Raw genomic sequence first — 18,362 nt, 5'->3', positions numbered from 1 at the left:
GGCGGAGCCCAAGCCCCGGCCCGGGGTCTGAGGCGGAGCCCAAGCCCCGGCCCGGGGTCTGAGGCGGAGCCCAAGCCCGGGGTCTGAGGCGGAGCCCAAGCCCGGGGTCTGAGGCGGAGCCCAAGCCTCGGGCCGGGGTCTGGGGCGGAGCCCCGGTTTCGGGAAGGGGCGGGGAGGGGAAAACAGCCCGCCGCAGGCGCCACGCTTCGCCGGACAACACACCCGGGAGGGGCCCGGAGAAGGGCAGCGCGTCAGCGCGTCAGCCGGTATGCGTAGCCGGGGACGAACATCCCCGCACCGGCGGCACAGCCGTCCGCCTGGCCCGGCTGCTTGACCCACAGGAAGGCATCGACCCCGGGGATGCCCGTGGCGGCGGTGGGAGGTCTGCCCAGCTTGCGGCCCGGCGGATCGCAGAAGCTGTGCTTACGCGTGGGCCCCGCCCCGTTACGGCTGGTGTCCACCACGACCCCCAGCCGGGGCCGACGCAGCTCCCGGACCACGGACAGCCCGTAGCGCACCTCGTCGGCGGTGGCGTTGAAGTTGGAGACGTTGACCGCTATCCCGTCCCCGTACCGCTCTATACCGGCGCGCCGCAGCCGCTCGGCCATGGTCCGCGCGGGCTCCCATCCGGAGTTCCCGGCGTCGTAGTACACCCGGGCGCGGGGCGCGCCCCGCTGGAGCGCCCGCGCCGCGTACGCCAGCGCCGCGAACCGATCCGTCTGCTGCCGCCGCTTGAGGCAGCTCATATGCGCGAGCGCGTCCGGTTCGAGGATGACGATGGCGCGCCCGTCCCCTATGCCCCGGGTGAGGGCGTCGCTCCAGCGCCGGTAGGCGGCCGTGTTCCCGGCGCCGCCGGAGCTCAGCTGCTGGCAGTCGCGCTGGGGGATGGTGTAGGGGACCAGCACCGGCAGCCGTCGCTGGGCTGCGGCGGTGCGGACGAGGTTGCGGGCCCGCTCCTCGATCAGGGACTCATTGGTCTCGGTGAGCCAGGCGGCCTGAGGCTCGGCGGCGATCCGCCGGGCGATGGCCGCCGCCCGCCGGTCGTGCGGATGGTCCCGCACCCAGGTCGCGGCCGGGTTGTGGGGGTCGACGTAGAAGCGCGTCGTGGCCGGGAAGAACGGCTTGGCCACGGGGAGCGACGGCTTGGTGGCGGGCGGCCGCGCCGGGCCCACGAACAGGGCCTGCACGGTGGTCGCCGCCATCACCACCTCGACCACCAGCACCATCACGATCAGCTGGGCGATGCCCCGCCCCGCCCACCGGGAGGTGCGGGCACGCACCGGCGGGCGGGGGCGGCGGTCGCGGCCGCACAGTCTCATGCTCATGGCGAGTCCTGCCCGGCCTCAGCCGTGGTGGGAGTTGTCGGGCGGCCTGCGGCGGCTGATGAGCACCACCGCCAGGATCGCGAGCACCACCAGGACCCCGGCCACCACACCTATCGTGACCAGGGCGGATTCATCCCCCTCGGTTTTGGGGGCGGCTGCGTCCGGGGTGGCGGACGGATGGCGGCGGGGCGCGGAGAGCTCGGCGGAGGCGGGGGGCGCGGCCCGGTCCGCCAGCGCCTTGGCCGGGGCGATCACCCCGTAGCCATAGCGCGGGTCGTGGCCCGAGGAGCCCTTGCGGTCGGCGGTGTCGATCAGCTTCTGGACCACCTGGTTGGCGTTCCAGCGGGGGTGTTCCGAGCGCAGCAGCGCGGCGCCCGCCGCGACCCAGGGCGCCGCGAAGCCGGTGCCGTCGCCGGTCCAGTAGTCGTTGTTTCCGGAGGTGGTGAGGATGGCGACGCCGGGGGCGGCCAGGAGGGTCTTCCCGCCGTGGTGGGAGGAGGTCCAGACGGCGCCCTTCTTGTCGGTGGCCACCACGGCGACCACTCCGGGGAGGGCGGCCGGGTAGGTGGGCCGGTTGCCGATCTTGCCGTTGTCGCCCGCGCCGGCCACGATCACGGCGTCCTTGCCGGCGGCGTACTTCACCGCGGACCGCAGTGCGGGGGTCGGCCGCTTGAAGTCGACGGCCAGGTCGATGACGCGCGCGCCATGGTCCACCGCGTACCGGATGGCCTTCGCGGTGGGGTCGGCGAGGGGCTTTCCGTCGCGGTAGACGCCGAGCGGCATCACCTTGGCCTTGGGCGCGAGCCCGTACACCCCGTCGCCGCGGTAATTGCGGCCGGTGCCGGCGATGATTCCGGCGGCATGGGTGGCCTGCTCGGCGGCCTTGCCGCCGTCCCGGGTGCCGTAGCCGCCGGTGCCGCCCGCGAAATCCTTTCCGCGGACCACGCGCCCGCGCAGATCCGGATGGGAGGCGTCGACGCCGGTGCCGATGACCGCCACGGTCACTCCGGCGCCTTTGCTGAATTTCCAGGCACGCTCCGCCTTGAGCGCGGTCAGCGCCCATTCGGAATCGTGCAGTCCACCGGATTGGGAATCACTTGCCGCAGCCGACGTGGCCAGTGCGAGTGTCATCATCGCGATGACCGCTCCGGCCCGGCCGGCGAATGGATGGCGTGACATCACGTGACCTGACATTACGTCACCTACTCTCCTCGCACGGGACGCAAGGCCGTCCGGCCCATTTCATCTTTGGGCATCCCCCGCAGGTACTGGCACCCACGAGAGGGTGAGCGTCCCGTCCCTTCTTTGGGGGACCGCTCCGGATACCCCGGCCCCGGCTCTCCCCAATACGGGGGATAGGAGGGGTCCGCCGAAGGTGTACCACCCGCTCCCCCGGGCGCGGGTACTACCTCCTTTTCGGGTGACGCACTCTTGGGTCAACGGCGATAAGAGCCTCCTGTCGAGGGAGTCGCGATGCAGCGTTTCCGAACGTTCAGCGAGCGCACCGGAGAGCCGGGCGACGAGGCGGACAGCACCGACCGTAATGACCGCAGGCGGGCCGGAATGCTGCCCCGAGTCCGCCAGGTCCGGAACCCGATGGCGGGCATGCCCGGTCTGGCCCTGCGTTTCGCGGTGGTCGGCGGGGGCGGTGTGGTCGTGAACACGGTGGTTCTCTTCGTCCTCTATCACTGGGCCGGACTGCCGCTGCTGGCGGCGTCGTCGATAGCGGTGGAACTCGCCGTGGTCCACAACTATCTGCTGAACGACCGGTGGACCTTCGCGGTGGCCACTCCGTCCCTCCGACGATTTATCAAGTTCAATGTCTCGGTCCTGGGCGGACTCGGGGTCAATGTGCTCATCGTCTGGACACTGGTGCACACCGGAACGCATCTGCTGCTGGCGAATTGCGTCGGCATCGCGGCGGCTTTCGCGGTCAACTTCGCGTCGAGTACCGGCTGGGTCTGGGGGAGGCGGAGCCGATGATTGTCTCCATCATCTACCTGGTGCTGATCGTGGTCTCGGTTCTGCTCACCGTGCAGTCGGCCCATGTCCTCTATCTCATGCTCTACACCTGGGACCGGGCGGATGCCGAACGGAGGGCCCGGGCGCCGGATGAATTCCTGCCGCCCCAGATCTCCTTCAGTGTCCTGCTGCCCGCCCGGCATGAGGAAGACGTCATCCAGAGCACCATCGAGCGCGTGGTGCGGGCCAACTATCCGGCCGAACTGCTGGAGGTCTTCGTGATCTGCTCACAGGACGACGACGGCACGATCAAAAAGGCCGAGGAGAAGATCGACGACCTGAAGCGGAAGGGGCTGCGCAATGTGCGGGTCGTGGTGTTCGACGACAAGCCGATCAACAAACCGCACGGCCTCAACACCGCTCTCCCGCACACCGCGAATCAGGTGGTGACAATTTTCGACGCGGAGGACGACATCCACCCGGAGATCTTCAACCTGGTGAACACCGTGATGGTGCAGGAGAAGGTCAGGGTGGTCCAGGCCGGTGTGCAGCTGATGAACTACGAGTCCAACTGGTACTCGACGCTCAACGTCCTGGAGTACTTCTTCTGGTTCAAGAGCCGGCTGCACTACCACGCCCACTTCGGCTCGATCCCGCTCGGCGGCAACACCGTCTTCTTCGCCCGTGAGCTGCTGCTGCGGCTCGGCGGCTGGGACGACCGCAACCTCACCGAGGACGCCGACATGGGTCTGCGGATATCCGCCATGGGCGAGCGGGTGCGCGTCGTCTACGACGACCGGTATGTGACCAAGGAGGAGACCCCGCCGACCCTCGGCCATTTCATCCGGCAGCGCACCCGCTGGAGCCAGGGCTTTATGCAGACCCTGAAGAAGGGCACCTGGAAGAAGATGCCGACGCGCAAACAGCGCTGGCTCGCCTTCTACGTCCTGGTGTTCCCGCGCGGGCAGGCGCTGCTCGGCATCTATCTGCCGATCTCGCTCGGCATGATCCTCATCCTCAAGGTGCCGGTCCTGATCGCGCTCTGCTCGTATCTGCCCGTACTGCTGCTGGCCGCGCACTTTCTGGTCCAGGCGGTCGGCCTGTACGAGTTCACCGGCGCCCATGGCCTCGAAGCCTCGCCGAAGGCGATCGTGCGCATGGCCATCGCCTGGTTCCCCTTCCAGATGGTGCTGGCGTACGCCGCGCTGCGGGCCATGCGGCGCGAGATGCTCGGCCGCCACGACTGGGAGAAAACACAGCACGTAGGCGCCCACCGGGCCACCACCGAGGAGGCGGAGTCGCGTGTCGGATAACCCCACGCCCTCGCGGCCGTCGGCCGTCGGTGCGGAAGGCCGGAAGACCGCGGCGAGCAAGAGCGCCGCACCGGGCAAGAAGACCACGGCGAACAAGAACGCCGCGCCGGGCAAGAGCACCACGACGGCCAAGAACACCGAGGCGGCCAAGACCACCACGACGAGCAAGAACACCGCGCCGGCCAAGAAGACCGCGGCGAGCAAGAGCGCCGCGCCAGGCAGGAAGACCACAGCGAACAAGAACGCCGCGACGAGCAAGAAGACCACAGCGAACAAGAACACCACGACGGCCGAAAGCACCGCGACGGCCAAGAACACCGCGACGGCCAAAAGCACCGCGACGGCCAAGGGCACCGAGGCCCCCGCGCGGCGTCCGCGCCGCCGCCCGCGGTTCTCCGTGGAGCGCGGCTGGTTCCCCCCGCTGGGGACCAAGGGCAAGATCGCCCTGGTCGTCTCCCTGCTGACCGGGCTGCTCACCCACGGCTACCACCTGTTCCGCTACCCCCTCTACCTCACCGACGAGGGCATCTACATGCAGCGGGCGTGGTCGCTGGTGCGGGAGACCAGCCTGTCCCCGTACACCTACGACTACGACCACGCCCCGCTGGGGTGGATCACCCTGGCCGGATGGGTCTTCCCGCTGCCGAAGCAGTTCGAGACCTTCGGGAACGCGATCAACACCGGACGGTTCCTGATGCTGCTGGTGCATGTCGCCGCCGTCTATCTGCTGTTCGAGATCGCCCGGCGGCTGTCCGGCAGTGTGCTGGCCGCCACCGTCACCTCGTTCCTCTTCAACGTCTCGCCGATCGCGGTCTACTTCCAGCGGCAGGTCCTGCTGGACAACCTGATGATGCTGTGGCTGCTGCTGAGCCTGTTCATGCTGCTCAGGCGGGAAGTCACGATCAGATCGGTGTTCGGCGGCGGGATCGCGCTGGGGATCGCCCTGATCACCAAGGAGAACGCGATCTTCTTCGTGCCCAGCTTCATGTATCTGCTCTACCGGAGGGTCAAGGGCTCGGCCAGCAGCCGGTTCACCAGCACCCTCTGGCCGTTCGCCGCGGCCACGCCGATCGGCGCCTATGTGACCTACGCACTGCTCAAGAACGAGTTGCTGCCGAGCGGTTTCGACTTCGATCTGAACAACCCGCCCGCGGACCATGTCTCGCTGCTCTACACCCTGTGGTGGCAGCTCAACCGCAACCAGGGCACCCTCTTCAGCCACACCGGGCTGCTGCAGACCAGCTGGCTGGTCCGGGACAAGTACCTGCTGATCGCCGGGGTGTGCGCGATGGTGATGTGCCTGTGGATCGGCATGCGGGACCGCAGGCGCAATCTGGGCTTTCTGATCGCCGGGATGCTGGCCCTCGGATACGCCTTCTATCTGGTGCGCGGCAGTGTGGTGCTGGACTTCTATGTCACCCCGCTGATCCCGATGCTCGCGCTCAACCTCGGCATGGTGACGGACCGGCTGCTCAAGGGCACGTTCGCCAATCGGTTCATGCGCGGCGCGCATTCTGTGACCCGGGTCGCCGTGCCGTCGTTCGTGGCCATTCTGCTACTGGCGTCACCGGCCTCCGGATATCTCGTCCACACCAATACCGAGGGCCATACGCAGATCGCCGACCAGTATCAGCCGAAGATCAATCTCACCGGAATGCAGCATGCCCAGATCGCCTGGGTGCGCAAGCACGTACCGCCGAATTCGCGCATCATCATGGACGACGACCTATGGGGTGAACTGCACGATGTGCGCCCGTTCTACCCGTACGCGCATTCCCACTGGAACGCCTCGTCCGACCCGGATGTCCGCGACAAACTGTTCAAGAAGAAATGGCAGTACGTGGACTACATCATCATGTCGAACAAGATGCGCAGATCCATGATGCTCAACAATGGCGACGGCCGAGAGAACTGGATTCTCCAGGCGCTGCGAAATTCCACCCGCGTCTGGTCGCAGACCCGGGGCAATATCAAGCTGGAAATCTACCGTGTGCAGTAGCCATGGGAAGAGGAGGTGAAGGCCATGCCTGAGTACGACGACGACTGGGATGTTCCGGAGGACAGGGATGATCCCGAGAACGAGGAGGAAATCCCCGAGGAGGAGGAAATCTCCGAGGACGAGGACGTCCCCGACGAGGAGGATATCCCCGAGGACGAGGAAATCCCCGAGGAGGAGGACATCCTCGACGAGGAAAGCACCCTCGATGAGGAGAACATCCCCGACGAGGAGAACACCCTCGACGGGGAGGACACCCCCGCCGGTGACAAGAAGAAGAAGCTCACCTGGAAGACCGTCCTGCTCGCACTCGTGGTCTTCGCGATCGTCGGATCGCTCGTCCAGGTGGTCGCGCGCGGCGGCTTCGGAGGCGCCCTGAACACCACCGGCAGCGGAGGCGGCAGCGCCCCGAAGAAGGAGCAGCACCCCAGGCAGGAGCAGGAGATACGCCCGCCCAAGCAGCCCAAGACCATCAAGCTGGGCAATCAGCGGGTCCCCCAGGCGTCCGGCCCGATCATCGTGATCAACCCGGGCCTGGTCACCCCCGGCGGCAGCGCCGCGGTCGAGGGCGGTGGCTTCGACAAGAAGGCCACCGTGGACATCCTGCTCAAGGCCCGGAAGTCGGACACCAAGGGCCGCGCCATCGGCAGCGTCCGCTCGGACCGGTTCGGGTCGATCTACGCCCGGTTCACCATGCCCGACACCGCGGGCAACCGGCCCGCGACGCTGGTCGCCCAGCAGCGCGGTAGCACCAAGACGGCGGAGGCCAAGGTGATCACCGGTGGCGCCGTCGGCACCGCCAAGATCAACAAGCTGGTGGGCCGCCCCGGCGACGTGGTGACGGTCTCGGCCCGCGGCTTCCGCCCGGGTGAGCCGATCGATGTCTTCTGGGGACGGACCACCGGCATCCCCGTCACCACGCTGCACACCGACGGCAGCGGCGGCGTCGCCCACGCGGCGATCAAGGTGGGCGTGGCCCCGACCGGCTCCAGCACCCTGGTCCTGGTGGGCAAGCGCAGCAAGACCACGGCCACCGCGCCCTTCCAGATGCTGGCCATGTACCCCTCGATGAAGTCCAAGCCGTACGCGCTCAAGGCGGGTCAGCGGATCACGCTGTCCGCCAACAAGTTCGCGCCCGGCGAGCGGGTGCTGGTCTACATCAACTCCACCGGTGGTCTGCCGGCCTTCACCGCCCAGGCGAACGGCATGGGCCAGATCCGCGATGTGGCGTTCAACGTGCCGTTCGGCCTCAAGGGGCGGCAGACGCTGATGGCGATCGGCGACCAGAGCCGGGCCGTGGTCCGCTCGGGCTTCACCGTGCTGCCGTACACCCCGTCCGCCGAGCCCAGCGCCTTCGGCGGCAGGGCGGGCACCACGCTCAGCTTCTATGTCGCGGGGTTCGCCCCGGGCGAGACGGTGACCGCCTACGCCGGTTCGGGCTCGAAGGCCCAGCGCAAGATCGGGACCTTCCAGGTGGACAGCCGGGGCAAGGCGGCGGCCGTGGGCTCGTACAAGATCACTCCGGCGGATGAGAGCGGTGTGTCCTTCCAGCTCATCGGCCAGAAGAGCGGTGGCGTCGCCAGGGCGAGCATCAATATGTCCCAGGGCCGCGGGGATTAGGGACCGCGAGTGGCGCCGAGGGAGAACGTGGGCCGGGCCGTGCCGTCCGCCGGGAAGCGGCGGGAAGCGGCGGACACGGCCGGGAAACAGGCCCACGTTCCAGGGAACGACCGGCCGCCGACGGCCGTGGGGCGGCTCACCCGGGCGGCTCACCAGTTCCGTAGATGTACCATGCGTCCTGGAGTGTCCTATGAGCGTAGTTTTCGGCCCTAACTCACGAAGAGTCCTACAATTCCTGACCCATATCGAGGACCTCTCCCCGGAGGAGATCGACCGGGTGGCCGATCTGTGGAAGCAGACGTCCAGCCAGACCCGCGCCGAGGGCTGGGCAGTGGTCCACCACACCACCACGCCCGAGGAGCGGTACCGGATCCTGGTCGCCGCCTCGGTGGCGCGCCGGGCCGCCCTGGACGCCGCGCAGAACCACAAGAAACACGACTGGGCCTTCTGGGCCGCGGTCTGGGACGCCGCGACCGCGGTCGCCGTCTGCGACCGCATCGGAAGCCACTACAACGTGCTGGTCGCGCCGCTGGCCGCGGTCATGCCATCGCTGGCGCACTGCCGGCGCGATGAACTCGAGCCCCGCGAACTGCAGGGTGCCGTCCTCAAGGGAGGTGGGTAGCGATGGGCGACAACCGGATCGCCGTTGTGGTGGCCGATGACGACCCGGCCGTCCGTGAGGCGCTCGCCGACCTCATCGACTCCCACCCGGACCTGGAGCTGGTGGGCCTGGCCATCAACCATGAGCAGGCCGTGCGGGCGGCGGTGGATCACCACCCGCAGGTCGTGATCATGGATGTGCACATGCCCCGGGGCGACGCCCCCAGCAGCGTCCGGGCCATCCGCGACCAGGTCCCCGAGGCCCGGGTGGTGGCGCTGTCCGCCCACGGCGAACGCGAGACCGTGCTGAACATGCTCGCCGTCGGGGCCAGCGGCTATCTGGTCAAGGGCACCCCCGCCGAGGAGATCCTCGAGGCGATCATCCGGGCCGCCCGCGATCAGTTCAGCATGTCCGCCGAGCTCCTCACCGACTGCGCCGAGCCGCTGCGCCGCGCCGAACGCGCCTCCTGGCGGTTCGAGGACCTGGTCGGCAACCGCCTGGAGGACTCGTATCTGGAGCTGCTCGGCCACGCGCCCTGCGGAGTGCTCGTGGTCGGCCCGCGCGGCCGGATCGAGTACGCCAACGCCCACATCCGGCACATGTTCGGCTACAGCTCGGCGGAGCTGCGCGACAAGCGGCTGCGGGACCTCGTCCCCGAGCGCTACCGCACCGCCTCCGAGCAGCTGATCGGCCGGGTCTTCACCACGCCGTCCGCGATGAGCGGCCGCCGCCGCGACGGCAGCGAGTTCCCCGCCCAGTTCAGCGGCGGCCATCTGCAGGGCCGACAGCCCCGCGGAGTGGTCTTCGTCGCCGACCTCAGCCAGCTGCGGGCGGCCGAGAGCCGATTCCGCCAGCTGATCGAGTCCTCCCCGGACGCGATGCTGATCGTGGACACCGGCGGCCGGATCCAGGCGGCCAACCACCGCACCGAGGCGCTCTTCGGCTACGACCGCGACCATCTGATCGGCCGGGCCGTGGAGGCGCTGCTGCCCGACCAGCCGCTCACCGTCTCGCTGCGCGAATGGGACGACAGCCTCGAGGAGCCGGTCGGCCACAGCATGGAGCTGGTCGGGCGGCGCAGCGACGCCAAGCAGTTCCCCGCCGACGTCAGCATCAGCCCGCTGCGTACGGAGGAGGGCCTGCTCACCGTCCTGACCGTCCGCGACATCACCGAGGTGCAGCGCGCCCAGTTCGTCCTGGAGCGCAGCCTGGAGCTGCTTGAGGTCACCGACCGCGACCGCCAGGCGCTGCTCAGCCATCTGGTCCACGCCCAGGAGGCCGAGCGCGGCCGGATCGCCGCCGACATCCACGACGACACCATCCAGGTGATCACCGCCGCCAGCCTCCGCCTCCAGCAGCTGCGCCGACGGCTGCGGGACCCGGACGAGCAGCGGGTGATGGACAAGCTGGACGAGACCCTGAAGCTCTCGCTCAGCCGACTGCGCCAGCTGATCTTCGACCTGCGGCCGTCCAGCCTGGAGCACGGCTGCCTGGCCGGGGCGCTGCGCGGCCTGCTGGAGCAGATACGCACCGAGACCGGCATCACCTACCGGCTGGAGGACCGGCTCACCGCCCACCCCCCGGCCGAGACGATGGCGCTGATCTACCGGACCGCCCAGGAAGCGCTGGTGAACGTGCGCAAGCACGCCCACGCCAAGACGGTCCATGTGCAGCTGCTCGGGCTCGACGACGGCTGCCTGGTGCGGATCGTCGACGACGGCGAGGGCTACAACCCGCTCGAGGTCGAGTCCCGCCCCGGCCACCTCGGGCTCTCCCTGATCCAGGAGCGGGCCCAGATCGCGGGCGGCTGGTGCCGGATCGAGAGCGAACCCGGCTCCGGCACCACCGTGGAGTTCTGGGTGCCGCTCGGCACTGCCCCGGACGCGCCGCTCGCCAACCCCGACTGCCCCGACTCCCCAACCTCCCCCGACTCCCCCGAAGGGGACCCGCAGCCGTGACCGCACCTCCCGAATTGACGAAGGTGCTGATCGTCGAGGACCACCGGGTGGTGGCCGAGGGGCTGTGGGCCCTGCTGGCCGAGTACTCGGATCTGACGGTGGTCGGCTGGGCCGACTCGGTCGCCGAGACCGTGCCCATGGCCAAGGAGATGAAGCCCGATGTGGCGCTGGTCGACTTCCGGCTGCCCGACGGCACCGGGGCCGACGCGGCCGGCGGCATCCGGGCCCATGACCCGTCCGTCGCCATCGTGATCCTCAGCGCCGACGCCAGCGACTCGGCGCTGCTGGCCGCCGTGGAGGCGGGCGCCTGCGGCTATCTGCTGAAGTCGGCGAGCGGCGACGAGATCGCGTCCGCCATCCGCTCGGCCGCCGAGGGCGAGACCCTCATCCCGGCCAGCACGCTGGTGGAGGTGCTGGCGCGGCACCGCGAGGACGCGCGGTCCACCGCCGAGCAGACCGAGCGCCTGGAGAGCCTGACCCCGCGCGAGCAGGAGATCCTCACGCTGATGAGCCACGGCCTGGACAACCGGGCCGTCGCGGAACGGCTGAGCATCAGCTACGCCACCGTGCGCACCCATGTGCGCAGGATCCTGGAGAAGCTGGAGGCGCGCTCACAGCTGGAGGCGGTCGCGAAGGCCGCCGAATTCGGCTTCAAGCCCGCGCAGCCGGAGAGGCCGGAGGAGTGAATGAGTGAGTGGGTGAGTGACGGGCTGATCTGACCCGGTTCCGCCTTCGGTACGGCGGCGGCCCCCTATGGTGCGGCGATGGGCCCCCTCTGGTGCGGGGGGCCGTTTGCGTTCCGCCGTACGGGTTCACCTGGACGGGCCCGTACGGATGGGGGGCTGGGGCCGGGACCACCTGGGGTGGGACCACCTGAGGCTGGGGCCGGGACCACCTGGGGCGGGGCGACCGGGGCCGATTGGGACGGAAAGTCCCCCTTCGGATGGAATCGCGGAGCTACCGAGACGGGTTCCCTCCTCATGCGAGTCCCTGGACAGATCCGATGCCCGCTGAGCCGCGGGCACACGATCGCCCTCCTGGTGGCCGCCGCCTGTTACGCGGCGGTCCTCACGGCCGTCCTCACCGGCTCGCAGCTGGTCCGGTTCGACTGGCAGGTGGCCCTGTTCAAGCCGTACCAACAGTGGCCGCGGGTCCGGCCGGTGCTGGACGCCTTCGTCATCACGGGCCAGCGCGGCCCCACCGCCCTGGCCGCCCTGGCCTGGGCCGTCTGGCGCGGCGGCCGGACCCGGAGCCCGCGTCCGCCGCTGGTCCTGGGCCTGGCGCTGCTGCTGCTCAACGCGAGCGTCGGCGCCGTCAAGATCGTCACCGGGCGGCTGGGCCCGTACGACGCCCGGACCCCCGGATCCGCCGAGCTCTTCCACGGCGGCATGGTCTTCCCCTCCGGTCACGCCGCCAACGCCGTCGTCGTCTGGGGCACCCTCGCCTATCTCGCCGGTCACCACCGGCGGACGGGCGCGCTGGTCGCCTGCGTGATGGCCGTCGGCGTCGGTCTGACCACCGTCTACCTGGGCACCCACTGGGTGAGTGACGTCCTGGGCGGATGGGCGGCGGGCGTCCTCGTCCTGCTGGCCCTCCCCCTCTTCGAACCGCTGATCGCGACCGTTTCCGCGTATGTCTCCGCTCGTGCGGCGGGGTACTCCATGGGCAGGTGAACCAAGTGGCGCTTCGCGTGCTGATAGCAGACGACCATGCGGTGGTCCGGCAGGGCCTGCGCATGATCCTTGGCCTCGACAACGACATCAAGGTGGTCGGCGAGACGACCAACGGCCGGGAAGCCGTGCGGCTGGCCCGGGAGCTGTGCCCCGACGTCGTCCTGATGGATCTGCTGATGCCGGTCATGGACGGCGTATCCGCCACGGCGGAGATCCGCCAGGACCTCCCCGAGGTCGAGGTGGTGGCGCTGACCAGCTCCCTCGACGACGCCATGGTCATGGGCGCGGTCCGGGCGGGCGCCATCGGTTTCCTGCTGAAGAACGCCGAGGCCGACGACCTCCGCAACGCGGTGAAGGCCGCGGCCGCGGGCCAGATCCATGTCTCCCCCGCCGCGATCTCCCGGCTGATGGGCCAGGTCAGGGAGCCCAGCGGCCCGGAGCAGCTCACCGAGCGGGAGACCGAGGTGCTGACCATGCTCGCGCGCGGCAAGGCCAACAAGGAGATCGCCCACGATCTGCGGATCGGCCAGCAGACGGTGAAGACGTATGTGAGCCACATCCTGACCAAGCTCGGGGTGCACAGCCGGACCCAGGCGGCGGTCTACGCGGTGCAGTCCGGCCTGGTGCCCGCGGGTGAGCTCACCCCTCCGGAAGCAGTGGAGTCGACGACGAGGGAGCAGTGGTGGTCGGCGTGATCAGTACCCGGTGGACCCCGACCCGGCGGAGGCGGAGCGCCACCGCGCTCGCCGAGGTCACCCAACACATCCTGGCAGGCGACACCGCCGACGCCACGCTCCGGCTGATCGCCCGCCGGGTGCGGGAGCTCCTGGGCGCCGATATGGCCCGGGTGATGGTGCTGGAACCGGGCGACGTCCTGACGATACGGGCCACCGACGGCGCCCCGTGGACCGCGCCGAGCGGACCCCTGACGCCCGGCGGCTCCTCCCCCGCCCGCCAGGCGATCCGCGCCGGACGGCCCACGGTCTCCGGTGACGAGCGGCGGCGGCGCCGGCGCGGCCGGGACCCCCGGCACGCGGTCCCGGCCTCGGTGCTGGACGTGCCGCTGCTGGTGCGCGGCCACCCGGTGGGGGTGATCGAGGTGGCGAACCGCGGCGGCGGGCGCCGGCTCACCCACGCCGATGTGAGCACCGTGGGCCTCTTCGCGGCGGCCGCGGGCCACGCGGTCGCCCAGATCCGGCACCGGGAGCATCTGCGGCGGCTGGCGTCGGCGGCGGCCGGACCGGGCACCAACGGTTCCGGGGGCTCGTCCTTGGGGTCGTCGGGGCTTCCGGAGGCTTCGGGGTCGTCGGGAACTGTGGGGCCTTCGGGGTCCGCCGGGGCGCCAGGGGCGTCGGGGTCCGCCGGGGCCGCTGGTACTCCGGGGCCCGCTGGGCCCTCCGGTTCTCCTTGGGGCTCGTCCGTCCCCTCGGTGTTCCCCCGTTCCTCCGGGCCCTGCGTACGGCGGACCCTGGACTCCCTGGCCGCGGGCGCGGTGGCCCGTACCGGCGCCGCGAGCTGCACGGTCTATCTGCTGGAGCCCGGCCCGTCGGCGAATCTGCGCCTGGTCGGCGGCGGCCACGGCCACACCCCGCCGTCGCGGAAACCGGCGCTGGAGGCGATCGGCGGGGCCGCGCCCGTCATCCACGGCGGCGGCCGTACCGGCGCGGACGGCGAGGGCCCCGCCCGGGGCGCGGTGGCCGCGTGGCCGCTGCTGCGCGAATCCACCGCGATCGGCGCGATGTGCTGCCACTTCCCGCCCGGCCGCGACCCCGGCGAGGCGGACATCACCCTCCTGGAGGTGATCGCGGGGCACGCCTCCTGCGCGGTGGAGAACGACCGACAACGGGCGGCCACTCAGGACAAGGCCGTCCATGAGGAGCGGCATCGCATCTCGCGCGAGCTCCACGACTCGGTCTCACAGGCGCTCTACGGCATCGCGCTGGGCGCCCGCACCGCCCGCGAGATGCTCGAACGCGACATCGACAACGCGGAGCCGGTGGAAGGCCGGGCCAGGACGACGAGTCATGCGGAAGCGCCGGGTCGGATCGATCCGGCGGCGGGGCACGAGACCGCCGGCGAGGTCGTGGACCTCGCCGAGCTGGCCGAACTCGCCGAACCCATCGAGTACATACGGCGGCTCGCGGACGCCGCGATCGCCGAGACCCGGGCCCTGCTGTGCCGGCTGCGGCCCGAATCGCTGGAGACCGAGGGCCTGGTGGCCGCGCTCATCCAGCATGTCGAGGCGCTCCGGGCCCGGTACGGGATCACCACCGAGGCGAAGCTGGACGCCGAACCGAAGACCACACCGGAGGCCAAGCACGCCCTGTACCGGATCGCCCAGGAGTCGCTGCACAACGTCGCCAAGCATTCGCAGGCCCGGAACGTACGGCTCCATCTGCTCAACGAACCGGGCGCGGTGACCCTGACGGTCGCCGACGACGGCGTGGGCTTCGACTGCAAGGGCTCCTTCCCCGGCCATCTCGGGCTGCTCTCCATGCGGGAGCGGGCCCGCGAGGTGGGCGGCACGCTCAACGTGGACAGCCGCCCCGGCCAGGGAAGCCGCATCCGGGCCAGGATCCCGGCCGCGCCGGACTCCTGATCCGTCGCCCTGGGACCACTCGCTGACGACGTCCTGAAACCAGCCGCCGATGACACGCCCTCAAGCCCGCCGCTGACGACATATGAGACATTTCTGTCCATGCAGCCGACCGTGCGGGACCACGCGCTGGCGGACGGCCTCCGGGCCGGCCAAGCGGCGGTGGAAGAGGGCCTGTTGCGGGCCACCAAGAGCGATGTGCCGTTCATCACCGAGGCCGCGCGGGAGCTGACCCGCACGGCCGGGCGACGGCTCCGGCCGCTGCTGGTGCTGCTGGCGGCGCGGTTCGGCGACCCCGGCGCCCCGGGCGTGGTGCCCGCCGCCGTGGTCGTCGAACTGACCCATCTGGCCATCCATTACCACGACGACGTCCGGGACGAGGCGGCCGTACGGCGCGACGCCCCGCGCCCGGACGCCAACTGGGACAACACGGTGGCGGTGCTCACCGGCGACTTCCTCTTCGCCCGCGCCTCGCACATCCTGGCCGACCTGGGGCCGAAGGCCGTACGGATCCAGGCCCAGGCGTTCCGGCGGCAGGTCACCGGCCAGATCCTGGAGACGACCGGACCGCGCGACGGCCGCGACCCCGTCGAGCACCATCTGGACGTGCTGGCGGGCCGGACCGGCTCGCTGACCGCCGTCTCCGGACGGCTGGGCGCACTGGCCTCGGGGGCGGACCCGGACATCGCGGACGCCCTCGCCCGGTACGGCGAACGGCTCGGCGTGGCGAGCCATCTCGCCGACGAGATGGCGACCCCCACCGCCCGCCGCCCCACCCTGCCCGTCCTGCTGCTGGCACGGTCCGCGGGCCCCGCGGACCGGGAGCTGTACGGGCTGCTCACCGGGCCCGCCGAGCATGCGGGGCACGCGGAGGCGGTGGCGCGGCTGAGCACCCATCCGGTCCTGGAGCGGGCCCGCGAGGAGACCGCCCGTCAGGCCGACGCGGCCCGCGCGGCCCTGTCGGCGCTGCCCGACTGCCCGGCGCGGGACGCCCTGGAGTCGCTGTGCGAGACGGTGGCCGCGCCTACGGCACCCAGTAGTTGTGGCTGACCACCAGCATTGACTGGAGCCCCACCCCCGCCGCGTAGGCGCGGGCCGGATCGGGCGGGGAGGCGCACATCCGCGCCCACAGCGCGTCCAGCCAGCCCCGCGCCCCTTCGACCCCCGAGTCGTCGTCCTCGCCCTCGCCGTCGTCCTCGCCCTCGCCCTCGACCTCGCCCTCCGTCAGCGCGGCGACCGCGAAGGGCGCGAAGAAGGCGGGCGAGCCCCAGTCCCCATAGGCCGTGCCGTCGAGCCGGTATCCGCTCCGGATCCGCCCGGGATCACCGCCCGTCGCCGCCCTCGCCCAGCGGCTGAGCCCCCGCGCGGCCTCCCGGGTGCGTACGTCACCGCTGGTCACCGCGTCGGCGCCGAGCCGCCAGGGGACGCGGCAGGCGTTCCAGTGGCAGTCGCCGTCGTGCGGGCTCTCCAGGACCTGCCCCGGCGCGGGCCTCGGCTCGCCGGACGTGGTGTCCACGACGAAGTCGGGGAGCAGCCCGGTGGCCGGGGCATGGCGGGCGCGCAGCGCCCCGGCCAGCGACAGATGCGCGTCCAGTACCTCGTCCCACCGCGGATCGCCCGTGGCCGCCCGGAACGCCCGGAAGTGGTCCGGCATCCAGTCCGACGTACGGGAGACCTCGTCATAGCGGTCCGAGGACCAGTCGCCGAGCTTGGTCAGCCGGGTGGTGGGGTGCACCTCGCACTCCATGACGGCGTCGATCCGCCGCACCGCGAGCGCCTCGTAGTCGTAGTCGCCGTGGCCGTCGTAGTCGCCGTGGCCGTCGTGACCGCCGCCCCACTGCCGGTCCGCGAGCAGCAGCCCGTACGCGATGTCGAGGTCGCCGTCGGTCGCCGAGTCCCGTCCGCCGACGTCCCGGCCCTCGGCGTCCTGCTGGGCGGCGTGCAGATCGGGGTGGTTCACGGAGGGGTGGGCCAGGACGTGCCGGAGGATGCCGTCGAAGAGGGCGTGGGCGTCGGGGTCGGCGCCCGCCATCAGCGCGGTGATCATCAGTCCGTAGCCCTGGGCCTCGGCCACGAACGGGTGCGCCGCGTCGGGGGTGAACACCGCGCACCGGCCCCGGCCGCCCACCGCGTCGCCCGACCGCAGGAAGTACGCCTTCCACAGCTCGTAGTGGTCCAGGACCCGCCGGTCGGCCGCCGCCGCGTCGCCGGAGGGCCGCAGCGTGCCGGGGACGTACGGGATGGCATGCGCCCCGAAGGGGACGCGGGCCCCGGCGCGTCCCGTCATCGGATCCGGCGCCGCCGGGGCCTCCGCGCCAGCCGCACCAGCCCGAGGACGATGTCGACCACCAGCACCACCACACCGATGATCAGCAGATAGCCCAGCCCGTGCACCACCCAGCCGATGAGGCCGAGCACGATGGCCACGATCACCAGGAACAGGAAGAGCGCCACCGCCGACACCTCTCCTCGATCGTCAAGCGTCCTAGGCCATCAGCGGCGCGCGAGCTGCCGCCCGCCGCCCGCACCGGACTGGTACGCCTTCCCGTAGTGCTGGAAGATCGCCCCCTCCTGCTCCGCGGGCAGCACATCGTCCACGCCGAGCGAGGGTGCCTTCTTCACCAGCGACCGCGTGTAGGAGACCTTCACATAGCCGGGCCCGACCACCGCGTCGTCCACGGGGACGAACACCAGACGGTGACGGGTGGGCAGTCCGGTGCGGACGGTGGCCATGGCGGGTTCGTCGGTGGACGTGGCCACGTAGATCGCCTCGAGCACCCCGATCTTGCGGCCCTGCTCATCGACGACATCCTGGTCGCGCCACTCACGGATATCGGCTGGCTGGATCATGACGTATCACCCTCTGACCTCTGCCCTTCCAGCCTGCCTCCGCTCACCGTGGGATGCCACGCCACCCGGCCACCAGGAGTAACCGAGCGTTCGAAACGGCATGAATTGATCAGGTGTGCCGGATTCCCGAAGGGGTACCCGGCGCGGCGAGGAGGTTGGTAATCATGGTCCCCCTGCTTGTCGTTCTTCTTCTCGCTCTGCTGCTCTTCGGCGCCGGATTCGCGCTGAAGGCTCTGTGGTGGATCGCGGTCATCGTGCTCGCCGTCTGGCTGATCGGGTTCATCGCCCGGCCGACGGTCGGCGGGCGACGAGGGCGGTGGTACCGCTGGTAACCCGAAGACGGCACAGATAAACCACAGCGCAGGACGAAGGGGCCCGGCCGGCGTAAACTGCCGCCCGGCGCCGTAGGGGGTGGTGGTGGGGGTTAATCGGGGTTTTTTGACAGGGTGTTATTAAAATTTTACGCGT

Annotated in this window: 17 protein-coding genes; 12 read left to right on the top strand and 5 right to left on the bottom strand. The window is 70.6% G+C overall.

From position 1 onward, the window contains the following. Positions 1 to 251: 251 nt before the first annotated feature. Complete coding sequence (locus tag ACFXB5_RS30210; RefSeq protein ID WP_385213539.1) at positions 252 to 1,325, bottom strand: glycoside hydrolase family 6 protein; 1,074 nt, start codon at positions 1,323 to 1,325, stop codon at positions 252 to 254. 18 nt (positions 1,326 to 1,343) lie between these two features. Further along, the gene (locus ACFXB5_RS30205; RefSeq protein ID WP_385213536.1) at positions 1,344 to 2,504 is read right to left on the bottom strand and encodes a S8 family serine peptidase; all 1,161 of its coding nucleotides are present in this window, start codon (positions 2,502 to 2,504) and stop codon (positions 1,344 to 1,346) included. A 294-nt stretch (positions 2,505 to 2,798) separates the two neighbouring features. On the opposite strand from ACFXB5_RS30205, the gene ACFXB5_RS30200 reads away from it, so the two are divergent. From ACFXB5_RS30200 to ACFXB5_RS30150, 11 genes are all read left to right on the top strand, one after another. After that, on the top strand, positions 2,799 to 3,308 hold the full coding sequence (locus tag ACFXB5_RS30200) for a GtrA family protein (RefSeq protein WP_385213533.1): 510 nt from the start codon (positions 2,799 to 2,801) through the stop codon (positions 3,306 to 3,308). Beyond that, positions 3,305 to 4,600 carry a glycosyltransferase gene (locus ACFXB5_RS30195; protein WP_385213530.1) on the top strand — a complete coding sequence of 432 codons (1,296 nt, stop codon included), beginning with the start codon at positions 3,305 to 3,307 and terminating at the stop codon, positions 4,598 to 4,600. The genes ACFXB5_RS30200 and ACFXB5_RS30195 overlap by 4 nt, the downstream gene beginning before the upstream one ends. Then, positions 4,590 to 6,599 carry a glycosyltransferase family 39 protein gene (locus tag ACFXB5_RS30190; protein ID WP_385213528.1) on the top strand — a complete coding sequence of 670 codons (2,010 nt, stop codon included), beginning with the start codon at positions 4,590 to 4,592 and terminating at the stop codon, positions 6,597 to 6,599. The genes ACFXB5_RS30195 and ACFXB5_RS30190 overlap by 11 nt, the downstream gene beginning before the upstream one ends. 24 nt (positions 6,600 to 6,623) lie before the next feature. Beyond that, positions 6,624 to 8,216: a hypothetical protein gene (locus tag ACFXB5_RS30185; RefSeq protein WP_385213526.1), complete on the top strand. Its 1,593-nt coding sequence runs from the start codon at positions 6,624 to 6,626 to the stop codon at positions 8,214 to 8,216. Positions 8,217 to 8,406: 190 nt separating this feature from the next. Next, a complete protein-coding gene (locus ACFXB5_RS30180; protein WP_385213523.1) occupies positions 8,407 to 8,838 on the top strand; it encodes a hypothetical protein in 432 nt (143 codons plus the stop codon). A gap of 2 nt (positions 8,839 to 8,840) precedes the next feature. Beyond that, a complete protein-coding gene (locus ACFXB5_RS30175; protein ID WP_385213520.1) occupies positions 8,841 to 10,775 on the top strand; it encodes a PAS domain S-box protein in 1,935 nt (644 codons plus the stop codon). Beyond that, the gene (locus ACFXB5_RS30170) at positions 10,772 to 11,461 is read left to right on the top strand and encodes a response regulator (protein ID WP_385213517.1); all 690 of its coding nucleotides are present in this window, start codon (positions 10,772 to 10,774) and stop codon (positions 11,459 to 11,461) included. The genes ACFXB5_RS30175 and ACFXB5_RS30170 overlap by 4 nt, the downstream gene beginning before the upstream one ends. A gap of 354 nt (positions 11,462 to 11,815) precedes the next feature. Further along, entirely contained in the window at positions 11,816 to 12,448 is a 633-nt protein-coding gene (locus tag ACFXB5_RS30165) for a phosphatase PAP2 family protein (RefSeq protein ID WP_385213514.1), read from the top strand. 5 nt (positions 12,449 to 12,453) lie between these two features. Next, on the top strand, positions 12,454 to 13,143 hold the full coding sequence (locus ACFXB5_RS30160) for a response regulator transcription factor (RefSeq protein WP_037955385.1): 690 nt from the start codon (positions 12,454 to 12,456) through the stop codon (positions 13,141 to 13,143). Further along, positions 13,140 to 15,047: a GAF domain-containing sensor histidine kinase gene (locus tag ACFXB5_RS30155; protein WP_385213510.1), complete on the top strand. Its 1,908-nt coding sequence runs from the start codon at positions 13,140 to 13,142 to the stop codon at positions 15,045 to 15,047. Before ACFXB5_RS30160 ends, ACFXB5_RS30155 begins: the two co-directional genes overlap by 4 nt. 99 nt (positions 15,048 to 15,146) lie before the next feature. Then, complete coding sequence (locus ACFXB5_RS30150) at positions 15,147 to 16,094, top strand: polyprenyl synthetase family protein (RefSeq protein ID WP_385213507.1); 948 nt, start codon at positions 15,147 to 15,149, stop codon at positions 16,092 to 16,094. Here ACFXB5_RS30150 and ACFXB5_RS30145 read toward each other — a convergent pair. Genes ACFXB5_RS30145 through ACFXB5_RS30135 form a run of 3 tightly spaced genes read right to left on the bottom strand, consistent with a single transcriptional unit; the run spans position 16,069 to position 17,894 of the window. Then, on the bottom strand, positions 16,069 to 17,331 hold the full coding sequence (locus ACFXB5_RS30145; protein ID WP_385213505.1) for a glycosyl hydrolase family 8: 1,263 nt from the start codon (positions 17,329 to 17,331) through the stop codon (positions 16,069 to 16,071). The two genes, ACFXB5_RS30150 and ACFXB5_RS30145, sit on opposite strands and share 26 nt — an antisense overlap. Further along, positions 17,328 to 17,498 (bottom strand): hypothetical protein, encoded by a 171-nt coding sequence (locus ACFXB5_RS30140; protein ID WP_385213503.1) that lies wholly within the window; start codon positions 17,496 to 17,498, stop codon positions 17,328 to 17,330. Before ACFXB5_RS30140 ends, ACFXB5_RS30145 begins: the two co-directional genes overlap by 4 nt. Before the next feature lie 39 nt (positions 17,499 to 17,537). Beyond that, positions 17,538 to 17,894 carry a PRC-barrel domain-containing protein gene (locus ACFXB5_RS30135; protein ID WP_385213500.1) on the bottom strand — a complete coding sequence of 119 codons (357 nt, stop codon included), beginning with the start codon at positions 17,892 to 17,894 and terminating at the stop codon, positions 17,538 to 17,540. 164 nt (positions 17,895 to 18,058) lie between these two features. Between ACFXB5_RS30135 and ACFXB5_RS30130 the strand changes: the two genes are divergently transcribed. Next, entirely contained in the window at positions 18,059 to 18,226 is a 168-nt protein-coding gene (locus ACFXB5_RS30130; RefSeq protein WP_020870302.1) for a hypothetical protein, read from the top strand. Positions 18,227 to 18,362 lie beyond the last annotated feature (136 nt).

It is taken from the genome of Streptomyces sp. NPDC059455, from assembly GCF_042750115.1.
Lineage (GTDB): Bacteria > Actinomycetota > Actinomycetes > Streptomycetales > Streptomycetaceae > Streptomyces > Streptomyces endocoffeicus.
Note: the sequence above shows the minus strand (reverse complement) of the source record. Positions and strands in the feature narration are given on the sequence as shown.